We start from the raw sequence: 15,720 nt of genomic DNA, 5'->3' as shown, positions 1-15,720 counted from the left end.
TTTTCACATGGTGTGATTTATTCTTAGTTATAAATTCTATTCGATTACAGCTGATTACGACCACTATTTATCGACAAACAAGTTAAAATTTGGCTGTTTATCCATCCTTCATTCACCCCAATGCTTTGATATTTTTTAGCGTATAACTGAACACGTGTTTCTTAATCAACTTACTTGATTCACCAAACTAATTAAGCTGTCATTAATCATGGTTAAAACATGCCCATTAGTTGGATTACTATGCGTCAGTATATGCGCGTCCTATTCCGACCTCCGGGGCCGGGTGCCAATTGCTGGAACGTAAGCCGACGTCGATTTGAGCTAACGCCCAACCCGCGTCATCTCAAATACGAGTCTTATTCTAAGCCGGAAGCACCCCACTTCCAGCTAAGAATAATTTGGCTACTGAGCATTGTCACCCAGCCCCTCCAGTCTCAAGCCTGTGAGGGACCACGGGTTGTGCCTAACCAACGGATTAATGTGGTTTGGCATTAGTCCATTGGTGTAGCAAGCACAGGCTTTAGTGGCACCGAACACGTTTCGGGTAAGCCGTTCGTATGGCGGATGAACGGCCACTTAACTTGGTACAATTGGTTGTTGGTTATTTTGAAACTGGAGCTTCAATTAAACGTTGAGTTGACGTCGATCATTTTAGCCATTCCAATACTAAGCATCGCAATTTTGACATAGTTGAGCTGGCATAATTGCATTTCTAGTCTCACAGACAAATAACAAGATTATCGGTTGAGAAGAATAACGATCAATCCATCAAAAATTGGGTACATCCATATCTGTCATTCGAACACTGTCCCGGCTGGAAGGCGTTTCTGACAATGCTCAGTGGTGAAATTCCACTTAGCAAGCGTTCTTTGCTTGGTTAGTGGAAGGCCAGTATTTGAGACGTGGGCTTCGGCTCAAATCTGTGCCCACCACGTTCCAGCAATTGGCAGAAATGCCTGGAAGTCGGCGTAGGGCGCGCAAATCAAGCAGGTTTACACTAGTTTAAACTTTTCCCAGCGGGCTTAAGCTGGTTGGTTTTGACTTTAATCAATCGGCACGTTTTTATCATGATTCACACTAATTAACAAGCCATCTCATATTGTATGATTGTTCTATTTTGTGACTACCTTGCGTTTTACTTACCGAATTGCCAAATAAAAATGACCTAGCTAGCAAAATTTGCCAAGCAAGGTCATTTTTGTAATCAATATCTTTTAGTCCTTAACTGCTTTAATTGTATCAATAATCGTACCATCACGGTATTCGATCAAGGCAACGGTCCGATCAGTAAATTCAAGTGGTTGCGGTTGGCCGACTTTCTTTTCGGCCAACTGTTGTAATTCTTCAATCGTATAAACGGGCACACCTGGGACATGGCTTAGTGCTTTAACTAAGTCTTGGCGCCGCGGATTGATGGCAATCCCGTATTCTGTCACCACAACATCAATCGAATCACCGGGTGTGACGATTGTCGTTACATCAGGAACAATCGTGGCTAACCGGCCCCGAACAAGCGGTGCGGAAATAATGGTCAGTTTGGCCGTCGCCGCATCTTGGTGACCACCAATGGCACCACGGATCACGCCATCCGAACCGGACATGACGTTAACGTTGAAGTGCGTATCAATTTCCAACGCACTCAGAATGGCAACATCCAATTGATCAACCATCGCCCCCTTGTTATCAGGGTCAGCGTACCATGAGGCGTCAATTTCTTGTTGATTAGGATTGGCGTGCATCGAAGCGGCCGCACCTTTGTCGAAGTCTTGAACATCCATGACTTTGTCGACTAAGCCTTCTTCGAGTAAATCAGTCGTTGGTTTCGTAATCCCACCAAGGGCAAACGATGCTTTGATTTGATTATCGAGCATGGCTTGCCGCAAGTAACGGGTCACGGCCAATGCGGCACCACCGGAACCGGTCTGGAATGAGAAGCCGTTTTTAAAGTATGGTGAGTTCACGATCACATCATTGACGGTTTGGGCAATCTTCAATTCCTTCGGGTCCTTGGTGAAGCGTGTCGCACCCGACCCAATCTTGTCAGGATCACCAACTTGGTCGACTTGGACGACGTAATCAACTTGCGTTTGTTTGATTGACGCTGGCGTATTCGGGTAAGCCACGATATTATCGGTCAATAAGACCACTTGATTGGCATATTGCGCATCCATAAGAGCATAACCTAAGGAACCAAAGACCGCTTTACCGGCCATCCCATTCGCATTTCCTAACCGGTCAGCATTCGGTACCCCTAGAAAGGCCACGTCGATTTTAATATCACCATGTTCAATGGACCGGGCCCGATTACCGTGAGAACGGAAGATCACGGGATTATTTAAGCCGCCGTGTGAAACGAAATCGCCCAGGGAACCACGCATCCCAGAACTAGTAATGTTCGTAATCGTACCAGCCTTGATGGCTTCAATCACCATGTCATTCATCACGCCGGTTAAGGAAGATGGTGCCAACGTTAAGTCTTTAATGCCGGCATCAATGATGGCCCGCATCACTTGATTAAAGACAAAGTCGCCATTACGAAAATGATGGTGAAATGAGATCGTCATCCCATCCTTGACGGTCGACTTGACCACGTCGGCAACGGAATCAACGACCTTGTCGTCCCCCGTTGAAACGTGCACTGTGGGTGCCACCCGTTGAATCTCTGGATGGCCGATTTCGGTCGATTCAAAACCTTGGTAATTTAACTTTGACATTAATTCCGCTGGTAATTCGCGGTCTACACTATTTTTCAATGTAATTGCCCTCCTCATCAAGTAAGTTGGAAACTTTGGCTAAGCTCATCACACGTTGAGCCCGTAAGACAACTGGCCGGTCAACCATTTGACCGTTCATGGAGATAACGCCAGAACCTTTAATCCGGGCTTCTTCAATCGCGGCAATGACTTTTTGGGCCTTAATAACTTCGTCCTTGGTCGGTTCATAGACCGAGTTGACCATCGCAATCTGCCGTGGGTTGACCAATGACTTACCGTCAAATCCTAATTGATGAATATGCCGGGTTTCGCGGTAGAAACCGTCTGGATCAGCCATATTAGTGAAGACCGTATCGAAGGCAGCGATGCCGGCCGCCCGAGCCGCATGCAGTACCATGTTACGAGCAAACTCAAGCTCGGCGCCATCGGGATACCGGTGCGTCTTCATATCCGTCGTATAATCTTCAGCCGACAAGGCGACCCCAATCATGCGGTTTGAAGCGGCTGCAATCGCCGGGGCATTCAAGACACCCTTAGCACTTTCAATCGCTGCCATCAGATGAGTTGTCCCAACTGGGATTCCAAATTCAGTTTCCGCAGCCACAACATCTTTTTCTAACGTTTGAATCATGTCAGCAGATTCGACTTTCGGCAAACGAATAACATCAATCCCTGCCTTGACCATCGCCTTAACATCGTCAGCATAGTACGTCGTATCCAGACCATTGATCCGGACGACCAATTCAGCGTTGCCATAATCTTGGGTTTTCAGCGCTTCGTAAACTAGTACCCGGGCCGCATCCTTTTCAGCCATCGAGACCGCATCTTCCAAGTCAAACATAATCGAGTCAGCGCCATAAATCCCAGCATCCTTGACCATGGCCGGATTGTTGCCGGGCACAAACATCATGGTTCGCCGTAATCGTTCTTCTTTTTCAGCCATTATAATACCTCCCATGCTGGTGTCGTGGTTTCTAATGCTCGCTGGGCTGCCGTAATGGTCCGCGCTTTAATGACACAGTCCAGCGCCCCTTTATCGACAGCACGAACCTTGACGTTATCGATATTTAATTGCTGTAGCGTGGTCGTAATGACGTGTTTGATTTGTGCGCCGAATTGTTTGATCACATCCGATTCAAGATCGATTTGAATGCCGTTATCTCCCGCCATTAACATGATTTGAATATCAGATGATTCCAAGGTTCCGGCGACTGCCGTTGTCTTAATTTCCATCAATTTTCATTCCTTCCTGAATTCGCGTTTGTAATGTTGTTAAATGCTCTTTTATAAACTGGACCGTTGTTGGCGGTACTAGTTGGTTTAACTTAGTTAAATGACCACTTTGAATCTGTTGTCGTACGGTTCGCGCCGAGATTGGCTGATTAGCGACCGTTGTCCGCGGTACGACTTGCACGGCCACTGTCGGTGGTAATTCACGCTGCAAGACCTGATTATAAATCGCGGTCGTTCTGGATGTCGGTTCACTGCCAACAAACCGCGTCGAGATATTTAAGGCGGGCGCCAGCTGATTTTTGAAGATCCGCGCATCCAAAGTCGTCTGTGCTTCGATCGCGCTAGCCGCGGAGTCTAAGAAGTAAGCCGGAAAAGTCGCCGCACTCACGAGATAATCACCACCACTGACGACCTGAACATTGGCTAAGTCGGCCGTGCCCTGTCGAACAAGTTCAACACGCTCGGCTGTGTGAAACAGGCTGGCATCGGTAGCAACCACGAAGACGTAAACTAAATCACTGACGGCCGCCGCTTGTTCGACTAAGTAACGATGCCCCCGAGTAAACGGATTGGCATTCATCACGATTGCACTCACCTGCCGCTGGGCCTGATTCGTAATCGTCGGCAACTGCCTGACAAAATCCGTTATGTCCGGTGCCCCATTTTCTAAAACTGCCGCCTCATCCGAATGTGCTAACTCTTTGAAGCCCACGTGCTGAAAGCTCAACGAATACTTGGCTTTTGTAAATACCATCATATGAAAGATCTGTTCTTGAAACAGCCGATTGACTAGCGCACTCACGATTTGGTTGAAGCGGGCTCCCGGCTGGCTATTCTTGTGACAAACACCAACATATTTGAGCACGTTGCCCGCAAGTGAGCCCGTCCCGACAAGTTGATCATCTTCAATCAAACCCAGGGTGACGTCAATCTGCTCAACCTCCTGAGCACTAAAATTGGTAATTCCCAGCGACGTCAGAAACTGTTGCCACTGGGCGTGCTCGTGCGGATTATTTAACTGCATTTCAACAACTTGTGCTGCCATCAGCGGACCTCCTATGATTAATGCTGTGCTTGCGCGTACGCTGCAACTGCAGCTGTGACGTTAGGAACGACTTGTTCGTCAAAGACACTTGGAACGATCATTGTAGCAGTCGGATTAGTCACCGTCTTCGCCAGCGCTTGGGCAACTTGGACTTGAAGCGCGTCATCCACTTGTTTGACCCCATTGGCTAGCAACCCTTTGAATAGTCCCGGAAAGGCTAAGATATTATTCACTTGGTTCGGATATTGACTAGAACCGGTGGCAATCACGGCCGCCCCGGCTTTTTCAGCTACGGCTGGCGCAATTTCAGGGACTGGATTGGCAAGGGCAAACACGATGGGATCGTGATTCATCAAGTGAACCGCTCCCGCTGATAAGACGTTGGCATCGGACAACCCAATGAACACATCCTGGTCAGCCATCACCTTAGCTAGTGGCCGGCCCTTAAGTTGTGCCGGCGTTCCTAACTGTTTGGCGAGGTCGCGTTGATAGCGGTTATACCGTTGATCATCCGCCGTCACCACCCCATACACGTCAACTAAAGTCAGTTGTTTGACGCCAACTGCGGCTAACAACCGGGCCGTTGCCAACCCGGACGCGCCGACGCCATTAACCACGATTCGCATCTGCTGCAATGTCTTACCGACCACGTGCGCGGCATTGATCAGGCCAGCCAAAACGACGATTGCGGTGCCTTCCTGATCATCATGATAGACTGGAATATCTAGCTCAGCTTTTAAAGCTGCCTCAAGCTCAAAACATTTGGGCGCTGTGATGTCTTCCAGATGGATGCCCGCAAATGACAAGGACATATTTTTAATCGTCGCCACCATCGCTGGTACGCTAACCTGATTTAGTGCCAGTGGAATCGCATTAATACCAGCTAGATTCTTGTATAGCAAGGCTTTGCCTTCAACTACCGGTAATCCACCGGCTGGGCCAATATTACCAAGGCCTAACACTGCGGAGCCATCAGTGATAAGGGCCACTAGTTTGCCACTCATCGTATACTTCGCCTTTAATTCAGGGTGGGCGGCGATCAACTTGGAAATTACGGCCACACCGGGCGTATAGGCCTTGCCGAGTTCAGCCTTGTCGGTCACTGCTAAGTCCGAGTGAATATCCAAAACCCCCGTATGGGCGGCGTGTAACTTTAAAATCTCATCTTGTTCTACCATCAATATCTGCCTTCTCTTCTCAAAATAATACCGTTCACTTTGTTACTCTCAGTGTACGACCGTTTTTGAAAAATATCAAATTATGATTATATTTTTTAAATTTTTTAAAATCCGATTTTCTGGTATAATGAACTTAAAATATTAAAAACGAGTTTCAAAATTTTAAATCTCACTTTGATAAAGAGGTCATCGATATGGACGATATAAATCATCGCCGCCTGTTAATCGGCATTGCACACGATTATTACCTATCTAAAATCAACATTGCTGATATTTCCAAGAAGTATCAAGTTAGCCGTTACTTAATTTCTAAATACTTAGACGAAGCCATGGCAACGGGGCTCGTTAAAATCGACATTAATACCCCGATCGAACGTAATAGCGAACTAGAAGCCAAATTCAAAAAGCGCTTTCCGATTCCGCATATTTACATCATTAAAGATGCGGATACAACGAGTGACGATGAACGGCATGTCATTGAGTTCGCCGCTGAAACTATTCAACGGCAAATCTTACAAAGCCAAGTCATTGGCGTTGCGTGGGGTGGTACCGTCTTAAGTGTCATTGATAATTTCCAAACTAGCACCCGTGACAACTTATTATTCACGCAATTCATGGGTGATAACCTGAAGACGAACGCAGCCAACGGATCAACACCATTAGTGCAAAAGGCAGCGGCAAAGTTCGGCGCCCAGTACGTTACCATCCCGGCGCCACTCTACTTATTCAATGACCAAGCGCACCAAGCCCTGGCACAAGAACCAGCGATTACACCAGCAATTAGCAATTTTGATCGCATGGACATGCTGTTTGCTGGTATCGGAACCCTGGCCTCGATTGACTCGATTCCGGTCTGGCAGCAACATCGGCAAGCCATTCTTGGTGGCGCTGATCCGCAGGCTGTCGTCGGCTTATTATATGGTCGCCCTTATGATATTAATGGCCAGATTCTTAATACCAACCACGACAAACTCTTTGGTGCCAAGATTCCAACTATTCTCAAGGTACCACGGCGTTTTGGCATCATTAAGAGTAAATTCAAAAGTAAAGCATTACTCGGTGCGCTGCGGGGCCAACTCCTGACTGACATCATCATCGATGAAGCCGTGGCTAACCGGGTCCTCCAAGAAGCTCAAGTGGCACCCCGCAGCCACTGATTCACTTTTCGAAAACAGGTACCAAGGCTGACCGTTACCGGCAGCTTGGTACCTGTTTTAATTTATTAAAATCAGACTACCAAATACCGATAACTTTCATCCAGAGAGCACCAATGCCACCCCAGACAACTAAGTAGAACAACCCTAAGACAAAGTTCAGTTGCCACCACTTACCTTGAGTGACGTAACCCGAACCAAAGAGCACACTCGCTGGGCCATTCGCATAATGCGTTGTCGAAGCGAAAATTGAGCCGGTGAAGCCCAGCATCAAAGCAGCAAAGGTTGCTGGGGCCCCCGCGGAAACAGCGACGCCAAGTAAGGCACCGTACATTGCGGAGACGTGAGCAGTCCCACTGGCAAATAAATAATGACTGTAAAAGTAGAATAGAACTAGTGCAGCTAGGACAATTCCCCAACTGAAGCCCTTCAAAGCACCACCAATTGCACCAGACAGCCATGGAATAAAGCCGAGGCTATTCAATTCATTAGCCATGAAGATTAAAATTGAAAACCAAACCAACGTGTTCCAAGCACCGGTTTCGTGCAGGACATCATCAACTGATAAGACACCCGCAATTAAAAGCAAGGATACGGCCATAAAGGCAACTAATGATGCTTCTAGGCCAATAAAGCTGGATAACATCCATAAAACTAAGGCTAATAAGAAGACACCACCCATAATTTTTTCTGGTAGACTCATCTTACCCATTTTAGCTAATTCATCATCAGCCCATTGCTTAGCATTAGGCGTATCTTTAATTTCTGGTGGATACATTTTATAAATTAAATATGGCACAATCAATAAACAAATAATCCCTGGGACGATCCCAGCTAAGAACCATTGCATCCACGATAACGTGATGTGTAAACTCTTGGCTAACGTTACGGCAACCAAGTTTGGTGCCATCGCCGTCATGAACATCGTACTCGTAATCAAATCACCATGAAATTCAGCAAATACTAAGAAAGAGCCAATTTTACTTTGTGTTCCATCCTTGGGATCAGAGCCAAACGTTTCGGCTAACGATTGAATGATTGGATAAACAATCCCACCGGCACGAGCAGTGTTACTTGGCGTTGCGGGTGCCGTAACCAAATCAACCCCAATCAGAGCGTAAGCCAATCCCAGCGTTCGTTTACCAAACAGCCGCACAAACACTAACGCGACTCGCCGTCCCAAACCAGTATTGATAAAGCCGCGTGACATGAAGTAAGCCATCGCAATCATCCAGACCGTGCTACTCCCAAATCCAGCGACCGCCGTATCCATCGGCACGATACCTAACAGTACCGTTAGCGTCAGCCCAACAATGGCGACCCCCGCGATTGGTAATGGCCGAGTAATGCAACCAATAATCGTGGCCACAAAGATTGCAAAAATATGCCAGGCGTTCATGGAAACACTAGCGGGCTTAATGGGACTGCTTAACCAAATAATTAAGCCCACCAGTAACGGTGCAATAAAATCACGGTACTTGACTTTATTTAGTGTCATCTCAATTCCTCCTACCTACTTACTCTTTTTTATGAAGCTACATTCATCATGGCTAGCATCTTAGTTGCAAAGTGTTGCATCCGTGTACGTTCATCCTCTGATAAATCAGCTTCAATCACCTTTTGAAGACCGTTACGATTAATGATTGCCGGTGACCCTAAGTACAAATCATTAATTCCGTATTGGCCAGACAAAGCGGCTGAGACAATTAACTCGGCATTTTCATCATTTAAAATTGCCCGACAGATCTGCATTAAGCTAATTGCGACTCCATAGAACGTCGCGCCTTTTTGGTTAATAATCTGTCCACCTTTGCCGCGAACCGCTTGTTCAATCTCAGTTTTGAACTGTTCATCGACGGTTGTCACCGTTGCAAGGGGTTGCTCATTAACAGTAATTTCATCAAAATTGACGATTGAACTGTCACCATGTTCGCCAAGCACCGCCGCATTAACCGCATTCGTTGACACATGCAACTTCTGTGCTAATGCAACTCGTAAGCGCGCTGTATCAAGAGAAGTCCCTGTACCAATGACCCGATTGCGTGGAAAACCCGACAGCCGTTGCGTCATGGAAGTTAGAATATCGACTGGATTGCTAGAAATCACAAAGCACCCGTTAAAGCCACTCGCAACAACCGGTTTGACGATTGATTCAAGAATCTTCGTATTGCGGTTGATCAAATCTAACCGACTCTCGCCCGGCTTACGAGGGACCCCAGCCGTAATCACAACGATATCGGCATCATGGGCATCCGTATATTCTCCGGTATGAATATTAGTCGCGTTAGTGAAGGCTGCCACATCTTCTAAATCCTTAACGTCACCTTCCGCATGCTGTTTGACCAAATCAACGATGACTAATTCGTCAAGTGCACAATTCTGAACAAGTGAAAAGGCAAATGATGATCCAACTGAACCGTCACCAACGATGACTATTTTGCGTTGTTTCTTATCCATATCCATATCCTTCTTCCATTAAAAACTTTTAGATAAAACACGTTCACTAAGTTAGTTACTTAACTCACAAGTATTATAACGCAAATGCTTTCATTTTTGCTAATTTTTTAAAAATAAATTATTTTTTTGAAAAATTTAAATATAATTATGCTTAAAAGTGCTGTTATGGCGCTCATTGAGATTATTTAAATTGTGAACGATTTCTAAAGTGTCAGTTTGTGAAAACATATTCGTAAGCGATTGCATTTTTCCAATTACTGACGGCTTGCTACGTCGATTAGTTCATCTTGCACCACCATAACTCACCCTTTTAACCAGCTAGTATGTGCCCGATATCAGTCAAAAATCGCATAACGTGGTATATTAGAAGTACAATCCAACCATGAGAGGACAAATACTTTGGATAACGATACTTTAAAAGACTACCTCGCGAACAACTCGCAAGTAATTACAATTTTCATGGATAAAGCAACCGATTTTCTAAATCGTCAAAATGAAGACCGGGCCCCGGCGCGGCGCTACAACGATGCCGAAATTGCTCGTCAAGCTGATAAGATGCTCGATGATGTGATTGCTAATATTCATGATAAAATCGTCCCCCACACCCGGGAACAAACCCCCGCTGCCTGGGAACAATTTCTGAGTGAAAATGACGTACTCGATGATCTGGAACTATCGATGACGGAATTGTCATTCGAATCAGAAGACTAGATACACACCAAATATCTCAAAACTAAAAATGGACTGCCGAAGTTTTCACTTCGGCAGTCCATTTTGATTGGCCTATCAGCCTTAACATTAGCTAGTAAACTATTCTAAACACTATGACCGTGTCAAACCAGCATAAATCTTATCCAGATTCCACTTCAACATTGAATAGTAAGTGTCCCCCGGTTTACCTTTAGCTGCCAGCGAATCGGTAAAGATCGTGCTAGCAACGGGAATTCCGGTCTCCTGTGACAGCTTATTCATCGACTTCGGTGATACCGATGACTCGACGAACAAACTCCGGACCTGGGTTCCTTCAATTTTCTTCAACGCCGTTCGCATCTGAGCTGGTGTCCCTTGCGACTCCGTATTAACTTCCCAAATATAAGCAGCCGGTACATGGTAAGCCGCCGAGAAGTACTTAAAGGCCCCCTCCGACGTCACTAATAATCGTTGACTCGTTGGAATTTGTTTGAATTTAGTTTGCGCGGCCTGATGCAACTTGGTTAATTTGGCCACGTAGCGGTCCGTATTCTTTTGGTAAGCAGCAGCATGGCTTGGATCCTTGGCCTGCAACGTCCGATTGATGTTCTTGACGTATTGAATCCCGTTGGCAAGGTCCAACCAAGCGTGCGGATCGGGCTCATTCACGTTCGTCGTTAAATATTTGACCTTAATTCCTTTACTGGCCGCAAAAACATCATGATCAAAATCCTTTTTAGACGCCGTCACTAACTTTTTAAACCAGCCATTGCCGCCAGTTTCAAGATTTAACCCATTATAAAAGATGACGTCGGCTTCGGCGGTGGCCGCAATATCCGTTGGCCGTGGTTCGTATTCATGCGGATCGGTGCCACGCTTCACAATACTATAATTTTGGACGTATTGTCCACCCACATTTTTCACCATATCATCAAGAATCGAGTTAGTACTTACGACCCGAATTTTGGCACTAGTGGTCGTCGCTTTGGCACTTTGCTGACGTTGATTCAGGAATACGGCCATCCCGGTAACCATCGCGATGACCCCAATCAGTGCAATTAATTTCGTTTTCATGCCGTCACCCGTCGCGCTGCCGCTGGCCCTTTCCAAAGCGTCGGCAACAAGGCCTGCTTAGGCGAAATAACGAAAGAAATACCGAAGAAAATGGCCGCCACTAACACGATGGCCGGTCCCGAAGCCCAGTTCAATGTGTAACTAAGATATAAGCCCACCACCGAGGAAAGGACGCCAATCAAAGCTGACAACCCGAGCATAACCGCTAGCCGTTCTGTCCATAAGAAGGCGGTCGCCGCCGGTGTAATCAACATCGCGACCACTAAAATTATCCCAACAGTTTGCAAGGCAGAAACGGTCACTAGCGTCAAGACCAGCATTAACGCGTAATGTAACAGTTGGACCTTGAGACCATAGGTTTTAGCAAAGGTCGGATCAAACGACGTAATCAACAATTCTTTGTAGAAGAAGACCACGAATAAAATCACTAGTCCTAACACCACCGTCGTTGTCATCATGTCGGTATCACTCACAGCGAGGATGTTCCCGAATAAGATGTGGTGTAAGTTCGTTGAACTCTCAGCCAATGAAATTAGGATAAAGCCGAGTGCGTAAAAGGCACTAAAAACAATCCCGATTGAGGTGTCAGTCTTAATCTTGCTCCGGCTCGCAACGAACCCAATCAAACTGGCTGCTAGAATGCCAAAAACGGAGGCCCCAATCAATACGTTGATGCCAAGCATATAAGCCACCGCAACACCGGGTAGTACAGCATGTGAGATGGCATCGCCCATCATTGACATACCTCGTAAAATAATAAAACTACCAATAATTCCTGACATGACCCCGACCATAATGGCCGTAATTAGAGCACTTTGTAAAAAGTCATATTTGCCCAAAGCGGTAATAAAACTCGTCATTGATTGCATCATTGCGTTGCCTCCTTCGTAAACAGGACGGCCGAAAGATCAGCACTAAACGTCCGTTCAATGTTTGCGGGTGTGTAGACCGCGTCCACGGGACCATAATCGACGATGCCGTGATTTAAAATCACGAGGTCATCAAAGTAGCGTGAGACTTTGTTCAAATCATGGTGCACGACAATAATCATCTTGCCGGCGTCACGCCACTGATGCAAGATCGTCATAATCGCCGTCTCACTCTGTAAGTCAATGCCGACGAAGGGCTCATCAAGAATAATGATATCGGCTTGTTGAACTAGTGCCCGAGCCACAAAGACCCGTTGTAATTGCCCCCCAGACAATTGGCTGATCTGACGCTGTGCTAAGTCAGCTAGTTCTAACTGTTCAAGGGCTGCTTGGCAGCGTTGGCGATCAGCCTTACTTGGTTCTCGAAAGAGTCCAAGCTTGCCATAGGTCCCAGTCAAAACGACGTCAAAAACATTGATTGGAAAAGTTAAGTCGAGATCCTTGCGTTGCTCGACGTAAGCAATCTGTTTTTGAAATTGTTTTAGCGCACGACCTTCATATTCGACGGTTCCAGATTGGGACTTGATCAAACCAAGCATGGCCTTGATCATTGTTGATTTACCCGCACCGTTGGGACCAATGATTCCAGTAATTTTGCCGGCGTTAAAGTTAACGGCAACATCAGTAAAGACTGGTGTGTCACTGTATGCCACGGTGAGGTTTTGTACTTTTAACATCACATTTCCTCCGTTCATCGCGGTAGTCGGTTTTCTACATCGTCATAAGCATAACCGATAATTAACACCAATGCAAATAATTGTTAGGCAGTGTTGACTTTTTTATAACCGGTATTAAATTCCTGCTTATTTAAATATGGTTTTCAATAGTTAAAACACCCACCCCAGTTGACTCAGCATTCTCTTAAGAGCCTACTGACACAGCTATCAAGAACTTTACCACCTAGTAATTACCTTTCAATCAGTAACTAGGTATTGAAGTAGCCATTTATTTTCCATTAATACTTGGTATAAAAAAAGTGTCGTGGTTCATAACCACAACACGCATTATTAGGCTAATATTTGTAACTGTAACCCAATAAAAATTGTTAAAATCAACAAGTCGGCTGACCCACCCAAACTGTAATTACGATCAACAAAGATTTGATTCAATTCGCGCAAAAACGCCATTCCAGCTTCGCTGCGACTACCACCTAAGTCAAAATACCGTTGTGCTTGACCATGCACCCAGTCAATGACGTGAGGATCTTGCGCCCGTTTAACCAGATTAGTATCGACCGTCGCTTGCACAATTGCCATCAAAGTATCCAATAAACGTTGATTGATCGTACCATGACTGCGTTGTAAGGCTGGTAGTGCTACTTGCATCACAGTTGGATAGCCTGCCTCAGCCTCACCACGAATCCCCTTGATTCCATAATTTAAATATTGTCGTTCACCCGCAGTCAAGGTCGCCGGCTCCTTCGCATTCAAAGTACTAAAATCATTTGCCGTTAGGCCCATCAGCATCGCCCGCACAATCGTCGCTAAATCGCCGTTCAGGTGCTGTGACTGATAGGCCGATGCAGTCACTAGCACTCCCAGTGAAAATACCGCCCCTTTGTGCGTATTTACGCCGTTGGTCGCCGCAAACATGGTCCGTTCTGCCTGAACACCAATGTGACGAATCTGTTGAAATAGTCCTGTTAAGTCAGCAGCCGTGTACGTTGCTCCCGCTGCCGCACAAGCGTCAAAGTACGGTTCCAAACTCAACGCACTATCAATAAACATAAAAGCATTCATGTCTGGATGGGGCCCCGCCGATAACGGATCAACCAACCCCGGTTTCGGATTGACCGTCACCTCATATAAAAGTGCTCGTAGCGCATGATTAACAATTCTTTTATTATCCACTATTTTCCCACCATTTCATCATTCGACTAATAACTAAAACGCGACAACTTGATTACAGCCTACATGAACTAATACCAACCACTACCCGTCGTAATCTCAAGTTGCCACAATGATGATTACTAATACTTCCATCATAACTGATACTAGTCAATTTTTGTCATTTTTCTTTTTTATTCATCATTAGTCGCTGTTCAAGGACCCTTTGAACGTGTAAGCTAGAGCTAGTTAAGCCAATTTCAAGGAGGACATTGCTATGACAACTAGTCAGCATTTCCAGTCAACCCCGACCGTTCAATTTGATTTATTAACATACGTAATTGGCAGTTACCACTATAACTGGCACCCACAAATTGAACTCTTGTGGCTACTGCAAGGTACCGTCGAAGTTAACGTTGACGGTACCCGCTATCAATTACACACTAACGATCTCATCCTAATCAACGCCAATCGTGGCCACGCCACCTTTGCCCTGACCCCGGAATGTCTTGCACTCCGCCTACATATCATGCCAGATTTTTACACTAGTCAGGGTATCGACCTCAGCGCAGGTGCCTTTCTACTCAACAGTGTCACGACCCCGCAACACCACGATTACCAGACAATCCATCAAATCCTGGCCCAATTATATTTAGGGCTACACCAACATGACTGGTCAACTTTTGACTTAAACGCCTTATACTTTCAGCTGACTAACCTGCTTCATCATGATTTCTTTGACACTCAGGTTACGATGACTTACCCCCAGCCCAAAACTAAAAGTTCCCTGACCCGGGTCATTAATTATATTAACCAGGATTACGATCAGCCGATCACCTTAAACGAAGCCGCGAAGATTGGCCACTATTCACCGGCCTACCTCTCACGCATCTTCAAAGCGGAACTCGGCCTCAATTTTTACGAGTACCTGACTCGTTGTCGACTGCAACACGCCATCTATGACCTAGAAGATCCAACTATTAAGGTCGCTGATTTGGCACTGGCTAACGGATTTCAGGAGGTCAAATCTTTCAATCTAATGTTTAAAAAACATTTTGGTCAGACCCCCTCAAGTTATCGCCAACACTTATCACACGGCCAGCGTCTTGAATATGACCAGTTTAAGCAGCCACTCACACCCGTGCAACGAACCGTTGTCCATCAGCAGCTCACTCATTGGGCTCAACTCACAAGTACCGACCAGCTTAGCGCTTGTGAAAGTTGCATGTACAAACTGCATTTTCAAGAATATCAAGCGCTCAAACAAAAAATCGCACAATTAAAAATATTGCTCAATCAATAATGAATGGCATAACAATTTTTGTGATAACGAACAACTGAACTTACCGTTATTTTTATTAATTATCGGTTAATACCAAGATATGACAACATCACTTGTCAACGTATCTTGGTATTTTTT

Annotated in this window: 14 protein-coding genes; 3 read left to right on the top strand and 11 right to left on the bottom strand. The window is 45.7% G+C overall.

Annotated elements, in window-relative coordinates; genetic code table 11:
• Positions 1–1,214: 1,214 nt before the first annotated feature.
• The 5 genes from citF to LP667_RS04365 are packed head-to-tail and all read right to left on the bottom strand — an operon-like array spanning position 1,215 to position 6,170.
• Positions 1,215–2,753, bottom strand: a complete 1,539-nt coding sequence (gene citF / locus LP667_RS04385) for a citrate lyase subunit alpha (protein ID WP_056988542.1) — start codon at positions 2,751–2,753, stop codon at positions 1,215–1,217.
• A complete protein-coding gene (gene citE, locus LP667_RS04380; protein WP_021732481.1) occupies positions 2,743–3,657 on the bottom strand; it encodes a citrate (pro-3S)-lyase subunit beta in 915 nt (304 codons plus the stop codon). Before citE ends, citF begins: the two co-directional genes overlap by 11 nt.
• Positions 3,657–3,947 carry a citrate lyase acyl carrier protein gene (gene citD / locus LP667_RS04375; RefSeq protein ID WP_003641303.1) on the bottom strand — a complete coding sequence of 97 codons (291 nt, stop codon included), beginning with the start codon at positions 3,945–3,947 and terminating at the stop codon, positions 3,657–3,659. The genes citE and citD overlap by 1 nt, the downstream gene beginning before the upstream one ends.
• A complete protein-coding gene (citC, locus tag LP667_RS04370) occupies positions 3,937–4,992 on the bottom strand; it encodes a [citrate (pro-3S)-lyase] ligase (protein ID WP_021732480.1) in 1,056 nt (351 codons plus the stop codon). The genes citD and citC overlap by 11 nt, the downstream gene beginning before the upstream one ends.
• 17 nt (positions 4,993–5,009) lie before the next feature.
• Positions 5,010–6,170 carry an NAD(P)-dependent malic enzyme gene (locus tag LP667_RS04365; protein ID WP_021732479.1) on the bottom strand — a complete coding sequence of 387 codons (1,161 nt, stop codon included), beginning with the start codon at positions 6,168–6,170 and terminating at the stop codon, positions 5,010–5,012.
• Positions 6,171–6,364: 194 nt separating this feature from the next.
• Between LP667_RS04365 and LP667_RS04360 the strand changes: the two genes are divergently transcribed.
• Complete coding sequence (locus LP667_RS04360; protein WP_021732478.1) at positions 6,365–7,327, top strand: sugar-binding transcriptional regulator; 963 nt, start codon at positions 6,365–6,367, stop codon at positions 7,325–7,327.
• Positions 7,328–7,403: 76 nt separating this feature from the next.
• Here LP667_RS04360 and LP667_RS04355 read toward each other — a convergent pair whose 3' ends face one another.
• Both LP667_RS04355 and LP667_RS04350 read right to left on the bottom strand, forming a co-directional pair.
• Positions 7,404–8,822 carry an anion permease gene (locus LP667_RS04355; RefSeq protein WP_021732477.1) on the bottom strand — a complete coding sequence of 473 codons (1,419 nt, stop codon included), beginning with the start codon at positions 8,820–8,822 and terminating at the stop codon, positions 7,404–7,406.
• 29 nt (positions 8,823–8,851) lie between these two features.
• Positions 8,852–9,781, bottom strand: a complete 930-nt coding sequence (locus LP667_RS04350; RefSeq protein ID WP_021732476.1) for an L-lactate dehydrogenase — start codon at positions 9,779–9,781, stop codon at positions 8,852–8,854.
• A 459-nt stretch (positions 9,782–10,240) separates the two neighbouring features.
• On the opposite strand from LP667_RS04350, the gene LP667_RS04345 reads away from it, so the two are divergent.
• Positions 10,241–10,492, top strand: coding sequence for a hypothetical protein (locus LP667_RS04345; protein ID WP_244926168.1), 252 nt, complete (start codon positions 10,241–10,243; stop codon positions 10,490–10,492).
• 111 nt (positions 10,493–10,603) lie between these two features.
• Here LP667_RS04345 and LP667_RS04340 read toward each other — a convergent pair whose 3' ends face one another.
• From LP667_RS04340 to LP667_RS04325, 4 genes are all read right to left on the bottom strand, one after another.
• The gene (locus LP667_RS04340) at positions 10,604–11,545 is read right to left on the bottom strand and encodes a metal ABC transporter solute-binding protein, Zn/Mn family (protein ID WP_021732474.1); all 942 of its coding nucleotides are present in this window, start codon (positions 11,543–11,545) and stop codon (positions 10,604–10,606) included.
• On the bottom strand, positions 11,542–12,414 hold the full coding sequence (locus LP667_RS04335; RefSeq protein WP_033609636.1) for a metal ABC transporter permease: 873 nt from the start codon (positions 12,412–12,414) through the stop codon (positions 11,542–11,544). Before LP667_RS04335 ends, LP667_RS04340 begins: the two co-directional genes overlap by 4 nt.
• The gene (locus LP667_RS04330) at positions 12,414–13,151 is read right to left on the bottom strand and encodes a metal ABC transporter ATP-binding protein (protein ID WP_021732472.1); all 738 of its coding nucleotides are present in this window, start codon (positions 13,149–13,151) and stop codon (positions 12,414–12,416) included. The genes LP667_RS04335 and LP667_RS04330 overlap by 1 nt, the downstream gene beginning before the upstream one ends.
• 330 nt (positions 13,152–13,481) lie before the next feature.
• Positions 13,482–14,324 (bottom strand): triphosphoribosyl-dephospho-CoA synthase, encoded by an 843-nt coding sequence (locus LP667_RS04325; RefSeq protein WP_021732471.1) that lies wholly within the window; start codon positions 14,322–14,324, stop codon positions 13,482–13,484.
• A 253-nt stretch (positions 14,325–14,577) separates the two neighbouring features.
• Here LP667_RS04325 and LP667_RS04320 point away from each other — a divergent pair, with 253 nt between their 5' ends.
• On the top strand, positions 14,578–15,603 hold the full coding sequence (locus tag LP667_RS04320) for an AraC family transcriptional regulator (RefSeq protein ID WP_021732470.1): 1,026 nt from the start codon (positions 14,578–14,580) through the stop codon (positions 15,601–15,603).
• Positions 15,604–15,720 lie beyond the last annotated feature (117 nt).

This window comes from Lactiplantibacillus paraplantarum (genome assembly GCF_003641145.1).
GTDB lineage: Bacteria > Bacillota > Bacilli > Lactobacillales > Lactobacillaceae > Lactiplantibacillus > Lactiplantibacillus paraplantarum.
This window is presented reverse-complemented; position numbering and strand designations above follow the sequence as displayed.